16 protein-coding genes are annotated in these 15,480 nt (G+C 72.8%); 13 read left to right on the plus strand and 3 right to left on the minus strand.

Annotation, left to right across the window (positions count from 1 at the left end; all coding sequences use genetic code 11):
• From ACFQZY_RS05160 to ACFQZY_RS05170, 3 genes are all read left to right on the plus strand, one after another.
• Window positions 1-1,008: a Rieske 2Fe-2S domain-containing protein gene (locus ACFQZY_RS05160; RefSeq protein WP_377413449.1), complete on the plus strand. Its 1,008-nt coding sequence runs from the start codon at window positions 1-3 to the stop codon at window positions 1,006-1,008.
• Window positions 1,005-1,994, plus strand: a complete 990-nt coding sequence (locus ACFQZY_RS05165; protein ID WP_377413451.1) for an ABC transporter substrate-binding protein — start codon at window positions 1,005-1,007, stop codon at window positions 1,992-1,994. Before ACFQZY_RS05160 ends, ACFQZY_RS05165 begins: the two co-directional genes overlap by 4 nt.
• A 72-nt stretch (window positions 1,995-2,066) precedes the next feature.
• Window positions 2,067-4,175, plus strand: a complete 2,109-nt coding sequence (locus ACFQZY_RS05170; protein WP_377413453.1) for a hypothetical protein — start codon at window positions 2,067-2,069, stop codon at window positions 4,173-4,175.
• Between the two features lie 11 nt (window positions 4,176-4,186).
• On the opposite strand, the gene ACFQZY_RS05175 is transcribed toward ACFQZY_RS05170, so the two are convergent.
• Both ACFQZY_RS05175 and ACFQZY_RS05180 read right to left on the minus strand, forming a co-directional pair.
• Window positions 4,187-5,158: a Bug family tripartite tricarboxylate transporter substrate binding protein gene (locus ACFQZY_RS05175; RefSeq protein ID WP_377413455.1), complete on the minus strand. Its 972-nt coding sequence runs from the start codon at window positions 5,156-5,158 to the stop codon at window positions 4,187-4,189.
• Between the two features lie 22 nt (window positions 5,159-5,180).
• Window positions 5,181-5,903, minus strand: coding sequence for a class II aldolase/adducin family protein (locus ACFQZY_RS05180; protein WP_377413457.1), 723 nt, complete (start codon window positions 5,901-5,903; stop codon window positions 5,181-5,183).
• 199 nt (window positions 5,904-6,102) lie between these two features.
• On the opposite strand from ACFQZY_RS05180, the gene ACFQZY_RS05185 reads away from it, so the two are divergent.
• The 3 genes from ACFQZY_RS05185 to ACFQZY_RS05195 are packed head-to-tail and all read left to right on the plus strand — an operon-like array spanning window position 6,103 to window position 7,040.
• A complete protein-coding gene (locus tag ACFQZY_RS05185; RefSeq protein WP_377413459.1) occupies window positions 6,103-6,399 on the plus strand; it encodes a hypothetical protein in 297 nt (98 codons plus the stop codon).
• A gap of 21 nt (window positions 6,400-6,420) precedes the next feature.
• Window positions 6,421-6,684 carry a hypothetical protein gene (locus ACFQZY_RS05190; protein WP_377413460.1) on the plus strand — a complete coding sequence of 88 codons (264 nt, stop codon included), beginning with the start codon at window positions 6,421-6,423 and terminating at the stop codon, window positions 6,682-6,684.
• Window positions 6,681-7,040 carry a hypothetical protein gene (locus ACFQZY_RS05195; RefSeq protein ID WP_377413462.1) on the plus strand — a complete coding sequence of 120 codons (360 nt, stop codon included), beginning with the start codon at window positions 6,681-6,683 and terminating at the stop codon, window positions 7,038-7,040. The genes ACFQZY_RS05190 and ACFQZY_RS05195 overlap by 4 nt, the downstream gene beginning before the upstream one ends.
• Here the strand turns inward: ACFQZY_RS05195 and ACFQZY_RS05200 are convergent.
• Window positions 7,004-7,759, minus strand: a complete 756-nt coding sequence (locus ACFQZY_RS05200) for a hypothetical protein (protein WP_377413464.1) — start codon at window positions 7,757-7,759, stop codon at window positions 7,004-7,006. The two genes, ACFQZY_RS05195 and ACFQZY_RS05200, sit on opposite strands and share 37 nt — an antisense overlap.
• A 42-nt stretch (window positions 7,760-7,801) precedes the next feature.
• Between ACFQZY_RS05200 and epsA the strand changes: the two genes are divergently transcribed.
• From epsA to ACFQZY_RS05235, 7 genes are all read left to right on the plus strand, one after another.
• On the plus strand, window positions 7,802-8,731 hold the full coding sequence (gene epsA / locus ACFQZY_RS05205; RefSeq protein ID WP_377413467.1) for an XrtB/PEP-CTERM-associated transcriptional regulator EpsA: 930 nt from the start codon (window positions 7,802-7,804) through the stop codon (window positions 8,729-8,731).
• Window positions 8,724-10,130 (plus strand): undecaprenyl-phosphate glucose phosphotransferase, encoded by a 1,407-nt coding sequence (locus tag ACFQZY_RS05210; RefSeq protein ID WP_377413470.1) that lies wholly within the window; start codon window positions 8,724-8,726, stop codon window positions 10,128-10,130. Before epsA ends, ACFQZY_RS05210 begins: the two co-directional genes overlap by 8 nt.
• Window positions 10,131-10,252: 122 nt before the next feature.
• Window positions 10,253-11,440 (plus strand): outer membrane beta-barrel protein, encoded by a 1,188-nt coding sequence (locus ACFQZY_RS05215; RefSeq protein WP_377413473.1) that lies wholly within the window; start codon window positions 10,253-10,255, stop codon window positions 11,438-11,440.
• Between the two features lie 20 nt (window positions 11,441-11,460).
• Window positions 11,461-12,273, plus strand: a complete 813-nt coding sequence (gene epsE / locus ACFQZY_RS05220; protein WP_377413476.1) for a polysaccharide export protein EpsE — start codon at window positions 11,461-11,463, stop codon at window positions 12,271-12,273.
• A 30-nt stretch (window positions 12,274-12,303) separates the two neighbouring features.
• Window positions 12,304-13,677, plus strand: a complete 1,374-nt coding sequence (locus ACFQZY_RS05225) for a chain length determinant protein EpsF (RefSeq protein ID WP_377413478.1) — start codon at window positions 12,304-12,306, stop codon at window positions 13,675-13,677.
• Window positions 13,674-14,579 (plus strand): chain length determinant protein tyrosine kinase EpsG, encoded by a 906-nt coding sequence (gene epsG, locus ACFQZY_RS05230; RefSeq protein WP_377413481.1) that lies wholly within the window; start codon window positions 13,674-13,676, stop codon window positions 14,577-14,579. The genes ACFQZY_RS05225 and epsG overlap by 4 nt, the downstream gene beginning before the upstream one ends.
• Window positions 14,576-15,349, plus strand: coding sequence for a WecB/TagA/CpsF family glycosyltransferase (locus ACFQZY_RS05235; RefSeq protein ID WP_377413483.1), 774 nt, complete (start codon window positions 14,576-14,578; stop codon window positions 15,347-15,349). The genes epsG and ACFQZY_RS05235 overlap by 4 nt, the downstream gene beginning before the upstream one ends.
• Window positions 15,350-15,480 lie beyond the last annotated feature (131 nt).

Genomic DNA, 15,480 nt, shown 5'->3' on the forward strand with positions numbered 1-15,480 from the left:
GTGGCGTTTCTGCGCAACTGCTGGTACGCGGCCGGCTTCAGCCACGAGGTGGGTGAGGGCCTGCTGGCCCGCACGATCCTCGGCGAGGCCGTGCTGCTGTATCGCACCGGGGCCGGCCAGCCGGTGGCCATGCAGGACCGCTGCCCGCACCGCGGCGTGCCGCTGTCCATGGGCCGGCGCATCGGCGACCTGGTGCGTTGCGCGTACCACGGCCTGCGCATCGACCCGCAGGGCCAGTGCCGCGAGATCCCGTGCCAGGAGCGCATCCCCGCCCAGGCGAAGGTGCGCACCTGGCCGCTGGCCGAGCGCCATGCCATGGTCTGGATCTGGATGGGGGACCCCGCGCTCGCCGACCCGGCGCTGGTGCCCGACGTGCACTGGTTCGACGACCCCGCGTGGGCCGCCTGCACCGGCTACCACCGCATCGAGGCCCACTACCAGCTGCTCACGGACAACCTGCTCGATCTCTCGCACGAGTCCTACCTGCACGAGCACACCATCGGCAACGAGGCGGTGGCCCGCGCGCCGGTGACCACCACGGTGGAGGGCGGCACGGTGCGGGTGCACCGCGACATCCTGAATTGCGACCCGCCGCCGTTCTACGTGAAGGCCACCGGCTTCACCACGAAGATCCACCGCTGGCACACCACCATCTTCCGGCCGCCCGCGTTCAACCTGATCGAGAACGGCTCGTACCCCGTGGACAAGGATCGCTCCGAGGCGCTGGAGCGCCGCGTGATCCACATCGCCACGCCCGAGACCCCGGGCAGCACGCATTACTTCTGGGGCATCGCCCGCCAGTACCAGCGTGACGACGCCGGGCTCACCGAATTCATCCGCGTGCAGTCCGCGCGCACCTTCGACGAGGACAAGGTGATGCTGGAGGCGCAGCAGCGCGCGCTGGGCGAGGAGGGCGGTTCGGCCTTCCCGGTGGCCCTGGTGACCGATGCCGGCCCGATCCAGGCGCGCCGCCTCCTGCAACGACTCATCGACCAAGAACAGAAATGAAACTCCCCCTGACCATTGCCTGCTGGGACTACGACCGCACCGCCCGCCTCATGAACGGCGAGGTGCCCATCGAAGGCTGCGACCCCAACTTCCTCAACCTGCCGGTGGAGGAGACCTTCTTCCGCGCGCTGCGCGGCACCGAGTTCGACGTGGCCGAGCTCTCCATGAGCAGCTACACCATGCTGCTCTCGAAGGGCGCCAGCCCCTACGTGGCGCTGCCGGTCTTCCTCTCGCGCGCCTTCCGCCACTCCGCGATCTACGTGCGCGAAGGCAGCGACATCAAGACCCCGCAGGACCTGGTGGGCCGCCAGGTCGGCGTGCCCGAGTACCAGCTCACCGCGCCGGTGTGGGTGCGCGGCATCCTGGAGGACGAATACGGCGTGCGCCCGCGCGACATCCGCTGGCGCACCGGCGGCGTGGAGGCTCCGGGCCGCCACGAGAAGGTGGACCTGAGCCTGCCCGCCGAGATCGACCTGCAGCCCATTGCCGAGGGCCGCACGCTGAACGAGATGCTGCTGTCCGGGGAGATCGACGCCCTGGTGGCGCCGCGCGCGCCGAGCAGCTTCCACCTGCCGGGGCGGCCGGTGAAGCGGCTGTTCGAGGACTTCCGCTCGGTGGAGAGCGCCTACTTCGCCAAGACCGGCATCTTCCCGATCATGCATGTGGTGGGCGTGCGCCGCAGCCTGGTGGAGGCCAACCCCTGGCTGCCCATGAGCCTGCTCAAGGCCTTCACCCGCGCCAAGGACCTGGCCCTGGCCGAACTCGGCGAGGTGGCCGCCCTCAAGATCAGCCTGCCCTGGGCCCCGGCCGAACACGAGCAGACCGTGGCCGCCATGGGCGAGGACTTCTGGAGCTACGGCGTGGGGCCGAACGAGAAGGTGCTGGACACCTTCCTGCGCTATCACCACGAGCAGGGGCTGTCGAAGCGGCGGGTGACGGTGGACGAGATGTTCGCGGCGGGGACGCGGGAGAAGTTCGTGATCTGACGGTTGCTGAACCGTAAACGTCGGCCTGTTACGAAGCTCCGGGCGGGCCATGTCCGCCGGGGGACGACTTTCATGATCCATGGCGCGACGTTCAAGGTCCAGGAGCTGGTGTCCCAGCATGTCCAGACCGACTTCAAGGACAGCCCCGTCGGGCGGTTCGGCGAGCACTCGATCGCCCAGGCACCGGCCGCGGCCCCGCGTGCCACGGGCTTCAGCCTGTCGGCGCTGGCGTCGGCCATCAAGCGGTTGTTCTCTTCCGCCCCTGCGCCCGTGCCCCGAGCGGAGGCGTCGGCGCGGGCGACGGCGATGGAGGCCAGTCGGCATGCCGGTGACCTGCTCGGAGCGATCTCGCGCACCGATACGGTCGCCGTGCAAGGGATCCCCGCCTCGGTCGGCGCACTGATGGATGCCTGCGCGAAGCTCGGTGGTGGCGGGACATCGCCCTCTGCCGAGCCCTCGCCCGGGCTGGCCTTGGGCATCGCGGCGCAGCGCATTGGCATCCATGTGCGCAACATGTCCAGTGAGCAGCTCGACTCGCTCATGCTGGGGCTCAGTCGCCACTTGGCCGCGCCCGATCCATCGCCCGAAATCGCGGCCGTGATGGCGCAAGTGCGCCAGGAGGCCACCGACCGGGTGGCGAGCAGCGCCTACAAGACCCTGGCTTCATTGCCTGCCTCGCCGGGACCGGAACGCAATACCCAGCTGGCCCGCCTCGGCGCTGACCTGGGCCGCCTGGTCCGGGTCCCGACCGAGGGTGCGTCGGTCCCTCGCTTCAACCTTCCAGCCATGAGTCCCGCGGACCTTGCCCACGTGGCGCGCGGGATGGGCCCGGGCCTGCCTGCGCTGGCTTCACGTGCCGACGTCTTGCCCGCCAACCTGCAATTGGCCTGTAGTGCCCAAGCACTTGTCGAAGCGCTGAGTCCCGTCCAGGGGCATGCTCCCAAAAACGCCGCCGTCAGTGCGGCGGCCAGCCGGCTGGGTGAACTGGCACCGATGTCCACAGGAGAGGGGGGGGCGGCTGATGCGATATCGACAATCAATGCCCGCTTGGGCATTCAAATCGCCGCGTTGACGATGCGGGAGGCGAGGACCTTGCACATGGGCCTGTCCGGGTGGTCGGCCTCTGCCGACACCACACCGACGATACAGAATACCGTTGATCTGGCTCGGATCAGCCTGCGCGAACAGGTTCAGGGGAAAGCGGAGGCTGCCACGCAGGCTTGGCAAGCAGCCAAGGACGCCGGCGGCGCGCGGGCGAAAGATGCCGCGACGCGTGAGCTCGGGCAGTGCCTGGCCTTGCAGGCGATGGTAGATCCTGGGGCGACATTGGATGCAGGCGTGGCCGCTCGCATGGACCTCTCAGACGTCGGAGCGCTTGCTGAAGGAGGCGATAAGGAGCTGTTTGCGCTTGGATCCATAACGCAGGTGATCCTGGAAAAGATCGATACCGAGGCCAGCGAATGCAGCCTATTGACCACAGAACGATTCGCCGAGGCCTTGCAGGCTAACGTGGACAACACCACGTCCGAGGAGCTGGTGCCAAATCAACTCGGCCTTGCGTCTGGGCGCACTGACGGTGCCATCCTGCCGATTACAGTCGCGATGGCCAAGGACTGCCAACGCAGCCAAGTCTTTGGACGCGGGGCAGACGGAGCCCGTTTCAAGCTGGACTTCAAGACCGACATGGAGGCTGCGTGCGAGTCCCTGTTGACCCGTGTCGCTCAAGGCAATCGCGAACTCGCGTTGGCGGCGTCGAAGCTGACCTACCAGGGGGTGTTTGCCTTGCTGGGTGCCGACTTGCCAGACGAGGGGGCGGGGGCGCAGGCCATCCCCCGCGAAGACAGCCCCTTCGCCTATGACGGGGGCTTTGCCCTACTGGGTAGTCCTGTGGCGCCCTGCGATTTTGAAATCGCGAGCGACGGGGCTGGCGGGGTCACTGTCCGTGGGCGCCTCGCCATCCTTGTAGCCAAGAGTGCTACCGTCATGGCAGTCAGGGATGACGGCGGTGGCAGCCGCAAATTCGATCAAGATGCGACCAAAGCCTTGGTCGGGCTCGATCCATTGACCTCCAGGTCTTACCAGTCATTCGAGGCCCGTTTGACGCCCCGCGAAGGCGGCGGCTTCACGGTGGCTGTCACGACGCCCCCGAAAGCCTCGCTACGTGTGGCCTTTCCCGAATAAGGCTTCCCGCCTCACTCCGGCTTGATATTCGCCGACTTCGCCAGCTGCGCGTACCTCGCCAGGTCCGCCCGAATCAGCTTCGTGAGGTCGTCCGCGCCCCCGGACAGCGGCTCCACCCCCGCCGCCGACAGGGCCTCGCGCACGGGGGCCTCGGCCAGCACCTTGCGCACGTCGGCCTGCACCTTGGCCACCACGTCGGCCGGCATCTTCGCCGGGCCCATGAGGGCGTACCAGATCGAGAAATCGAGCGGCTTCAGGCCCTGCTCCTCGAAGGTCGGCACGTCGGGCATCAGCGCGTAGCGGCCGGCGGTGGACACGCCCACCGCCTTGAGCTTGCCGGTCTTCGCGTGCGGCGCGATCAGGTTGGCGCTGACGATGGCCAGCGGGATCTGCCCGCCCAGGACATCGGCCACGCCCGGCGAGCAGCCCTTGTAGCCCACGTGCGTGGCGTCCACGCCGGCGCGCTGCTTGACCAGCTCCATCACGAAGTGCTGCGGCGTGCCGATGCCGCAGGAGCCATAGCTCAGGGGCTTGGCCTTGGCCTGCGCCACCAGCTCCTTCACGTTGGAAATGTTCGCCGACGGGTGCGCCGCCAGGCCGATGGGGGTGAGCCCCAGCAGCATGATGGGCGTGAGGTCCTTCTCGGGGTCGTAGTTCAGTTTCGTGCCCAGCGCCGGCACCACCACCATGGTGCTGTTTTGCAGCAGCAGGGTGTAGCCGTCGGCGGGCGAGCGCACCACCGCCTCGGTGCCGATGTTGCCGGAGGCGCCGGCGCGGTTGTCCACCACCACGCCCTGGCCCCACAGCTGCTGCAGGCGGGCGCCGACCTGGCGCGCCAGGATGTCCGAGCCGCCGCCGGTGGCGTACGGCACGATGATGCGCACCGGCTTGCTCGGGTAGTTGTCGGCCCGGGCCGGGGCCGAGCCGAAGGCGGCGCACGCGAGGGCGGCGGCGAGGAGGGTGAGGCGGCGGGTCATTCGCATGGCAGGTTCTCTCCAGGGGGGGTCACTCGATGGCGCCCACGCGCTGGGCCCACAGGTTCCAGGAGCGCGGGATCTGCGTGTCGTTGGTGTCGGAGCCCAGCTGCGCCTCCTGCGGGGTGAGGAACTGCACCTCGCCCAGCGAGTGGGCCTGCAGCTGCAGGTTGGCATTCACCTCGGCGTAGATGGCGCGGAACACCACCTGTTCGACCGAGACGCCAACCGTGGTGGAGCCGTGCCCCCGCATCAGCACGCAGGTGTGGCGGCCCAGGCACTCGGCCAGCGAGCGGCCCAGCTCCGGGCTGCGAATCAGCATGTCGGTCTCGCCGTGCTTCTCGCGGATGTCGAACAGCGCCGAGCCCTCGCCCAGGAAGCCGGACATGTGGAAGATCGGCCGCAGCTGCCGGCGCGCCGCGCCGAAGGGGATGACGCTGGGCGAGTGGCTGTGGACCACGGCCATCACGTCGGGCCGGGCGCGGTAGATCTCGCCGTGGATGAAGCGCTCCAGGTAGGGGCGCTCGCTCGTGTCGGAGACGGTGTTGCCGTCGAAGTCGTAGCAGGTGATGTCGGCGCGCTTGACCATCGCCGGCGCGCGGTTGCACGAGAGCAGGAACACCCCCGGCTCGGTGGGATGGCGCGCGCTCACATGGCCCAGCCCGTCGACCACGCCCTGGTCGTAGAGGATGCGGTTGGCGAGCACGAGCTTGTCCACCAGGTCGGCGGGCGGGGTGAGAAGGCGCTGGGCCACGGTGGTTCTCCTGGAGACGGTCAATATTCTTTGGTGCATAAGGATACGGCGCTTGCCCGGGACCGGGCGGCGGGGTTTTCCCCCGGGGCGGGGCGCCGCCGAGCCACCTTTGTTTCAGTTCCGGTACACCTGCGCGAGGGACCGTTTCCTAGGATGCGCCTTCGTGGCGTCGCCATGCCCTCATCCTCCCGGAGGCCCGATGGAAACGACGGAGAAACCCCTGCGCTACACCCGGGCCGAGTACGCCCGGATCGTCGCGGCCCAGAAGGAGGTGCAGCGCGCCGAGGCCGACTACCAGCGCTTTCGCGCGGCCTACCTCGAGCTGGCGCGTGACGAGCCGGGCCACGAGGTGGCGCTGGCCATGGTCGGCGCCGACATGGACCGCGCCCACGCGCGGCTGCAGTCCCTGATCGGCCTGCCGCGGCTGCCCTTCACCCACGAACCGAGCACCGTCATGCGGCGCGAGGCCCGGCGCATCGCCGAGGAAAACACCTGACATGCCGGGAGCGGATCCGCCGTGCCCATTCCCTACGCGATCGATCCGAGCCTGCACCACGGGCCGCCGGTATGCAGCGGCGTCGGTGACGGCTTCTCGCCCCCGCCACGGCCAGCGCGCGGGGGATGGCGCGCCGCCACGATCCCCATCGAACCCGAGCCGCCGCAGCCCATGCCCGACGACGCCGAGCCCAACACCTCGCGGCTGCCGGTGGAGCCGGAGTTCGCGCCGGAGTGGCGCCCGGCCGAGCCGGAGGACCCGGGCGCGAAGCCGCGGCTGCCATGACCGCACCACCGTCCGGCGACCTGCCCGTGCCGCCCCGGGGCCAGCCCTGGAGCCCAGGCCTCGAGCACGAGGAACCGGAATTGGCCTACGAGGCCGACCTGCCCGAGTCCGAGCCGTCGCACGACGACCTCGGCGCGCCGCCGGCAGCGGAACCAGCACCAGCACCAGCACCAGCACCAGCACCAGCACCAGCACCAGCACCAGCACCAGCACCACAGCCGCAGCCGCAGCCGCAGCCGAAGCCGCAGCCGCAGCCGCAGCCGAAGCCGCAGCCGCAGCCGCAGCCGCAGCCGCAGCCGCAGCCGCCCGGTCCGGGCGATCAGCCGCCGTCGTCGAGCGGCACCAGCACGCCCTGAGCCTCGGCCTGCCCCGGCAGTTCCAGCGGCGTGGCCTTGGCCAGCGCCATCCACACCGTGAAGGGCAGGCCGCTGCGCGGATGCGGCGTCGCCGGGCGGGCCACCTGGAGGCGGTCGCCGGTGGCCATGATCACGCCGCACTCGGCGGGCACCTCGTCGGGCTCGCCGATGGGGCGACCCTTGGCATCCTGCCCCAGCACGTACCAGCACTCGCCCAGGTGCAGGTAGGCCGCGCGCTTGGCCGGCCGGCGCAGGTCGCCGAGCAGGTCGGCGCGGCGCACCTTGACCTCGTGGACCACCGGCTCGACGTACTCGGCCACCGAGGTGTTGCGGATCGAGAAGACGTCCGGCTTGGCGAGGACCCACTTCAGCGCGTCGGGCGCGTCGCCCGGCACCTGCGCGCGCAGCTTCAGGCCGCGCCAGGCGATGCGGCCGGCCCGTGCCGCCTGCTGCGCCACCCGCTCCACCAGGGCCTCGTGCGCGTCGAAAGCGGCGCGGTTGCTCGCCATCTGCCGGGCCACCAGGGCAATGCCTTCGTCGGTCAGGCGCAGGGTCTCGTGGCCACCGTCGCTGCGCACCCGCTGCAAGAGGCCGGCCGCCAGCAGCTCCAGCTCGACGCCGTCCTGGCAGGGCCAGCCCGCCGAGCGATAGACCTCGCGCAGGCGCTGCGCATGGACCTTGCCGATCACGGGCGGGGCGGGGCGGTCGGAGTCGGTCACGGCGGGGGCGGCAGGCGCGGGGGACGGGGCAGGGGGGCGCCAGTGTACGCCGCGGGCCGCGGCCTGCGCGGCAATGGCTGCGCCAGCCGCCGACACCTGGCCGAAGCGGGCGCCTACAGGGGCGCGCTGTCCGGCTCGCGCAGCATCCGTCCCCAGTCGCCGACCACCGCCCGCCCCGCCATGCACCCGCCCGCCGCCCCCACCGATGCCGATGCCGATGCCGACCCCTCGCAGTTCCTGCACGTGGCCTCGCTCGGCGCGGGCCTGGCCTCGCACGAGGCGCTGTGGCGGTGGCTGGCCGGGCCGGTCCAGGGCCTGCTGCCGCACGAGCTGATGCTGGCCGCCTGGGGCGACTTCCGCTGCGGCGTGCTGCAGGTCGACCTGGTCTCCAGCCTGCCCGGCCTGCGCACGCAGGACGGCCTGGGCCCGCGGCTGCGCCCGCTGGTGCACTACCTGCGCGATTGCTGGGTGGCGGCGCGCCAGGCGCCCTGCTGCGTCGACGTGCAGGGCTGCCTGCGCCTGTGCGGCGAGGGCGGTGCGGCGCCCGCGGCCCTGGGCTGGATGCGCAGCGCCGTCGTCCACGCCACGCCCGACACCGGCCAGGGCGGCGAGCGCCTGTTCGCCCTGCTCTCGGGCCGGCCGCGTCCCGGCGAGGCCGAGCCGGCGCTGCTGCGGCTGCTCGCGCCCTTCATCGACACCGCGCTGCGGCGCCTGCCGCTGCTGCGCCACCCGCTCGCGCCGGCGGGCGACGCGGTGGCCTCGCTGGTGGCGCCGGTGGGCGTCCTCAGCGGCCGTGAGCGGCAGATCATGGCCTGGGTCGCGCTGGGCAAGACCAACCCCGAGATCGGCTGCATCCTGCGAATCAGCGAGTTCACGGTGAAGAACCACATGAAAAGCATCTTCAGCAAGCTCGACGTGACCAACCGCGCCCAGGCCGTGGCCCGGCTGACCCGCCTGGCGGCCCATGCCTGACGCCGCTTCGCCGCGCCAGCCCGCCGCCCTGCTGCCCGCGCCCCCGGGCAGCGACAGCGGCCTGGTGCGACTGCTGGAAGCCTGGCTCGAACCGCTCGCGGCGGTGCTCTCGCTGTGGGCGCTGGCGGCCTGGCGCGAGGGCGCGCTCACGCTGCCCTGGGCCTTCACCGGCGTGCTGGCGTTCGCGCTGGCCTATCCCGCGCCGCCGCGCCTGCGCCAGCCCTGGCGGCAGGCCCTGGGCGGGCTGCTGGGGGGCTGGCTGCTGGCGAGCGGCTTGCTGCTGTTTGCGGCCGCGGCCACCGGCGAGATCCACCGCCTGGCCCCGGGCGTGCTGCTGCCGTGGCTGGCGCTCGCGCCCGTGCTGCAGGTGGCGGCGCACCTGGCGCTGCGCCGCGCCGCGCCGCGCCTGGCGCGCCTGGAGGGGCCGCCGCTGCGCGCGGTGGTGGTGGGCCTGAACCCGCAGGGCCGCGCCCTCGCCGAGCGCCTGGCGCGCACGCGGGACGCCGGCGTCACGCTCGTGGGCTGGTTCGACGACCGCGCCGGCGAGCGCGTGCCCACCCGGCCCGGCTACCTCGGCCGGCTCGACGACGTCGCGGCGGTGGTGACGGCCCGGCGCGTGCACCTGATCTACCTGTCGCTTCCCATGGCGTCGCAGCCGCGCGTGCGGGCCTTGCTCGAGGCGCTGGAGGACACCACGGCCTCGGTGTATTTCGTGCCGGACCTGTTCGTGACCGACCTGATCCAGGGCCGTGCCGACACCATCTGCGGCCTGCCCGTCATCAGCGTCTGCGAGACGCCGTTCCGCGGCGCGGCCGGCGCCCTCAAGCGCGCCAGCGACCTGGTGCTGGCCTCGCTGATCCTGCTGCTGCTCGCGCCGCTGATGCTGGCGGTGGCCGCCGCGATCCGCTGCACCTCGCGCGGGCCGGTGATCTTCCGCCAGCGCCGCTACGGGCTGGGGGGCGAGGAGATCGTGGTGTGGAAGTTCCGCAGCATGACGGTGGCCGAGGACGGCCCGCAGATCGCGCAGGCCCGGCGCGGCGACGCGCGCATCACGCCCCTGGGCGCCTTCCTGCGTCGCACCTCGCTGGACGAACTGCCGCAGTTCTTCAACGTGCTGCAGGGGCGAATGAGCATCGTCGGCCCGCGACCTCACGCGGTGGCGCACAACGAGCTGTACCGCGCCCGCATCCGTGCCTACATGGTGCGGCACAAGGTGCGGCCGGGCATCACGGGCTGGGCGCAGGTCAACGGCTTTCGCGGCGAGACCGACTCGCTGGACAAGATGGAGGGCCGCATCCGGCTGGACCTGGAGTACCTGCGGCGCTGGTCGCTGGGGCTGGACCTGCTGATCATCCTGCGCACCATCCGGCTGGTGTTCTTCGACCGCGCGGCGTATTGAGCACGCGCGCGCCCCGACCCCCCCGAACGAGCCATTGCCTCGGCACGCTCGCCAACCCGACCATCGTTCCCCCTGGTCCCCGAGGAGCCTGCGTGAACCCCTGTTGCCGTCCGCCGACCGCCTTGGCCCCAGCCGTCACTGCGGCCACCCCGGCCACCCCGGCCCTCATTGCCGCCACGGCCCTGGCCGTCCTCGCTACGGCCACTGCCGCGCGCGCGCAGGACGAGCCGGCCGGCCCGGTGCTGCAGTGGCGCGCCTCGGCCGGCCTGGAGCGTGACTCCAACGTGCTGCGCGCCCCGCAGGCCACCGCCGACGAGGCCGCGGTGCTGGCCGCCGGACTGCACCTGGACAAGCGCTGGAGCCTGCAACGGCTCACGCTCGACGCCGAGGCCCGCCGCTGGCACTACCGCGACTTCGCCAACCTCGACTACCGCACCCTGGCCTACGAGGCGGCGTGGAACTTCCGCGTCACGCCGCGGCTGGAGGGCGTGCTCAGCGCGCAGCGCCGCCAGTACCGCGACATCACCGACGCCACCCCCGGCGCCGGCAGCGTGTTCCGCCGCACCGAGCGCGACGAGCTGGCCCAGGCCACCTGGCTGGGCGCCGGCGGCTGGCGCGCGCTGGCCGGCCTGTCGCGCCGCAGCAGCCGCAGCGACGACCCGCGCGCGCTGGAGTCCAGCCCGCGGGTGGACAGCGCCCGGCTCGGCGGGGGCTACGAGTTCGCCTCGGGCGCGCGCGTGCTGGCCTGGCTGCGGCGCGGCGACGGGCACTACGAGGACCGCGTCGCGCCCGATTTCCGCGAGACCGAGCCCACCGTCTCCCTGCACTGGCCCGCGACCGAGGGCACCACGCTGGACCTGCGCGTGGGCCGCCTGCGGCGCGCGCACGACGCCGAGCCGGGGCGCGACTTCGAGGGCACGGTGGGCAGCCTGGAGGCCGGCTGGCGCTACTCGCCCAAGACGCGGGTCGACCTCGGCCTGGCGCGCGACCTGGGCAGCTACGAGTTCGCCGGCGGCGGCCACGTGCGCGGCTGGCGCGCGCATGTCTCGCCCACCTGGCACGCCACCGCCAAGCTCACCCTGCGCCTGCGGCTGGCGCGCGAGAAGCGCGCCTGGCAGGTGGCCGCGGCGGCCTCGCCCGACGCCGGCCGTGACGACCGCCTGCGCCAGGTCTCGCTGGGCCTCGACTGGGACGTGATGCGCGCCCTGCGCGTCTCGGCCTCGGTGCGGCGCGAATGGCGCGACTCGAGCCTGCCGTCCCACGACTTCCGCGCGCGGCTGGTGTCGCTGGCCGCGCGCCTGGCCTTCTGAACGACCCTGCGGAGCCTGCCATGTCCCCTGTGCTGAACCTCGTGCCGATCCTCCTGCGCGCCATCGCCCTCCTGGCCTGCGCGTTGCCCGCGCTCCCGTTCGCCGCGGGCGAGTACCGCCTCGGCCCCGGCGATGCGATCCGCGTGCAGGTGTTCCAGAACCCCGACCTCAGCGTCGAGGCCCGCGTCTCCGAGGCGGGCGCCATCAGCTACCCGCTGGTGGGCAGCGTGCAGGTGGGCGGGCTGTCGCTGGGCGAGGCCGAGCGCCGCATCGCCGACGCGCTGCGGCAGGGGCGCTTCCTCAAGTCGCCGCAGGTGAACATCAACCTCGTGCAGGTGCGCGGCAGCCAGGTCGCGGTGCTCGGGCAGGTGGCGCGGCCCGGCCGCTTCCCGCTGGAGACGGCCAACGTGCGCGCCAGCGAGATGCTGGCCTCGGCCGGCGGCGTCACCCCGCTGGGGGACGACGTGCTGGTGGTCACCGGCACGCGCGGCGGCCAGCCCCTGCGCCGCGTGATCGACATCCCCTCGCTGTTCTCCGGCGCCGCTGCGCAGGACGACCTGGTGCTGGCCGCCGGCGACGCGCTGTACGTGCCGCGCGCGCCGGTCTTCTACATCTACGGCGAGGCGCAGAAGCCCGGGCCCTACCGCGTCGAGCGGCAGATGACCGTGATGCAGGCGCTGGCCGCCGGCGGCGGCCCCACCGCGCGCGGCAGCCAGCGCCGGCTGCGCCTGCACCGCGCGGGACCCGACGGCAAGGTGGCCGAGTCCAGCCCCGAGCTGACCGACCTGGTGCAGCCGGGTGACGTGATCTACGTGCGCGAGAGCCTGTTCTGAGGCCGCCGCGATCGAGCCGGGGAGGGCGCCATGACGCTGATGCAGTTCCTGTCCATCCTGCGGGCCCGCTGGGCCTGCGCGGGCCTGATCGTGCTGGCCACGCTGGCGGCGGCCCTGGCCTGGGTGCTCCTGCGGCCGGCCTGGTGGAGCGCGCGCGCGCCGGTGCTGGTCGACGTGCAGGCCAGCGACGTGGGCGGCGGCTACTCGCCCGCGCTGCTGGCCAGCTACATGGCCACGCAGATCGACGTGGCGCGCAGCGACCGCGTCGCCGAGCGCGCGCTGGACCAGATCGTCGCCGACGAGGTGCGCCGCAACCCCGACGCGCCGCCCCTGGGCGAGGCCCGCCGGCGCGAGCGGCTGCAGGCCCTCAAGGCCGGCCTGGAGGTGAAGCCGGCGCGCGAGAGCAACATCATCCACATCGGCTGGACCGGCCGCAGCCCCGGCGAGGCGGCGCGCGTGGCCAATGCGTTCGCGCGCGGCTTCGTCGAGGTGAGCCTGGACCTGCGCACCGGCCCGGCCAAGCAGGACGCCACCTGGTTCGACGAGCAGGTGCGCCTGTCGCGGCGCAAGCTGGAGGAGGCGCAGCTGCGGCTCTCGGAGTTCCAGCAGCGCGCCGGCCTGGTCAGCGAGGGCCAGGCCGACCACGAGATGGCGCGCCTCAACGCGCTGGCCACCCAGCTCGCCGCGGTGCAGGCGCAGACGACGGACCCGCAAAGCAAGCGCGGCGCGGCGCGCGAGACGGTGGCGGAGGTGATGCTCAGTCCCCTGGTCAACGGCCTGAAGGCCGACATCGCCCGCACCGAGGCGCGGCTGCAGGAGGCCTCGGCCACGCTGGGGCCGCGCCACCCGCAGATGCAGCGGCTGCAGGCCGAGCATGACGCGCTGCAGGCGCGGCTGGCGGGCGAGACGGCCCGCATCGGGCGCAGCCTGGAGGCCAGCTACGAGGCCGGCAAGGCGCGCGAGCGGGACCTGGGCGCGGCGCTGGCGGCGCAGCGCACGCGGGTGCTGGACCTGAACCGGGACCGCGCCCACCTCGCGCTCCTCAAGCAGGACGTGGACGCGGCGCAGCGCGCCTTCGAGGGCGTGAGCACCAATGCTTCCAAGACCCGGCTGCAGAGCCTGACCACGCAGACCAACCTGCTGCTGCTGGCGCCCGCGCTCGAGCCGCAGCAGCCGGCCGGCCCGAGCACGCGGCAGGCGCTGGCGGTCGCGGTGCTGGCGGGCCTGGTCCTGGGGGTGGTCGGCGCGCTGGGCCTGGAGCTGGCGCGCCGGCGCGTGCGCTCGGCGGACGACATCGTGCTGGGGGCGGACCTGCCGCTGCTCGCCAGCGTCCCGCCGGCGCTGCCCGCGCCGTCGCGGCCGGCGCGGCGGATGCTGTCGCTGGCGCCCGGAGGTGCCGCATGACCTCCCGTGTCCTGCCGATGCCGCGTGACGGCGACAACCCGCTGGCGCTGGCCTCGCGCCAGGCCGGCCTGCCGATGGGGGCGCTGCTGGTCGACCTGGGCCGCCTGGCGCCGCCCGACGCGCAGCGGATCCACGAGCACCAGGCCCGCTCGGGCCAGCTCTATGGCGAGGCCGGCATGGCGCTGGGCCTGCTGACGCCGCAGGACGTTCGCGCCGCGCTGAGCCTGCAGTTCGGCCACGTGAGCCCGCCGCGCGACGCCGGCCTCGGCCCCGAGCTGGTGGCGGCGTGGCAGCCGGAGAACGAGGCCGTGGAGCACCTGCGCTCGCTGCGCAGCCAGTTGATGCTGCGGTGGTTCGAGAACGATGCGCGTCATGCCGCGCTGGCTGTGGTCAGCCCCGGTCGGCGGGAGGGCCGCAGCTATGTCACGGCCAACCTGGCGGTGCTGTTCTCGCAACTGGGCAAGCGCACCCTGGTGATCGATGCCGACCTGCGCCACCCGCGCCAGCACCGGTTGTTCGGCGTGGCCGGGCGGCAGGGGCTGTCGGGGGTGCTGGCGGGCCGCCTGGGCACCGACGCGGTGGTCGACATCCCGGCGCTGCCCGGGCTGTCCCTGCTGCCCGCGGGCACCGCGCCGCCGAACCCGCAGGAGCTGCTGGCGCGTGGCGCCTTCACGCGGCTGCTGTCGTCGCTGCGTTCGAGTTACGAGGTGATCCTGGTCGACACGCCGGCCTTCGGCGGCTGCGCGGACGCCGGCACCGTGGCCGTGCGCGCCGGCGCCGCGCTGGTGCTGGCCTGCCGCGACGCCAGCTCGCTGCCGGGGCTGGCGGGCCTGGCCGGCTCGCTGCGGGAGTTCGGCGTGACGGTGGTCGGCGCGGTCCTCAACGCCACGGGCCGCGCGTGAGTGAGCCGCCCTGGCACGGGCGCTGGCTGCGCCTGGTGCGCGCGCTGTCGGTGGTGCATGGCGAGGCGGGGTGCGGGCAGCTGCTGGAGTGGCTGGACCGGCCGGCGGGCCCGCACGTGCTGGCCTTTGCCAACGCCCACGCGCTGAACCTCGCCGCGCGCGACGCCGCGTTCGCGCGCGACCTGCTCGTGGCCGACACGCTGCTGCGCGACGGGGTGGGCGTGGGGCTGTTCATGGCGCTGGCCAATCGCGCGCCGGGCCTGAACCTGAACGGTACCGACCTGATCCCGCGGCTGCTGCGTCGCCACGCGGGGGCTTCCATCGCGTTGCTTGGCACGCGCGAGCCGTGGCTGTCGCGGGCGCGGGCGGTGGTGGAGGGCGAATGGGCGCCGGGCGCGCGCTGCGTGGTGGCGCACGGGTTCCTGCCGGTGAACGACTATGTCCGCCTCGTGCGTGAGCACCGCCCGCGGCTGGTGGTGCTGGCCATGGGCATGCCGCGCCAGGAGGCGGTGGCGCGGGCGCTGCGCGACGCACTGCGGCACCCCTGCCTGGTGGTGTGCGGCGGCGCCATCCTCGACTTCCTCGCGGGCCGGACGGTGCGCGCGCCACGGCCGCTGCGGGCCGCGGGCCTGGAGTGGGCCTGGCGCCTGGCCTGCGAACCACGTCGGCTGTTCGGGCGCTACGTGGTGGGCAATCCGGTCTTCCTGGCACGCGCGCTGGGCTGTGCGTGGCGGGACTGGCGGGGGGCAGGGGGTCAGGTCTTGCATTAACGCGACAGTTTGTTTGTCGATCGGGTTTGCGTGGCGCTGTTGCCTGTCTTTCTCCGGCGAGGTTCGCGTCGCCAAGTTGAAGGCTTCGCGCCGGAGAGATCACCTCCGTCTTGTCCGGCCGAGGTATTTCG

The organism is Ramlibacter sp. GCM10027632 (genome assembly GCF_042675325.1).
In the GTDB taxonomy this organism is placed as follows: domain Bacteria; phylum Pseudomonadota; class Gammaproteobacteria; order Burkholderiales; family Burkholderiaceae_C; genus Ramlibacter.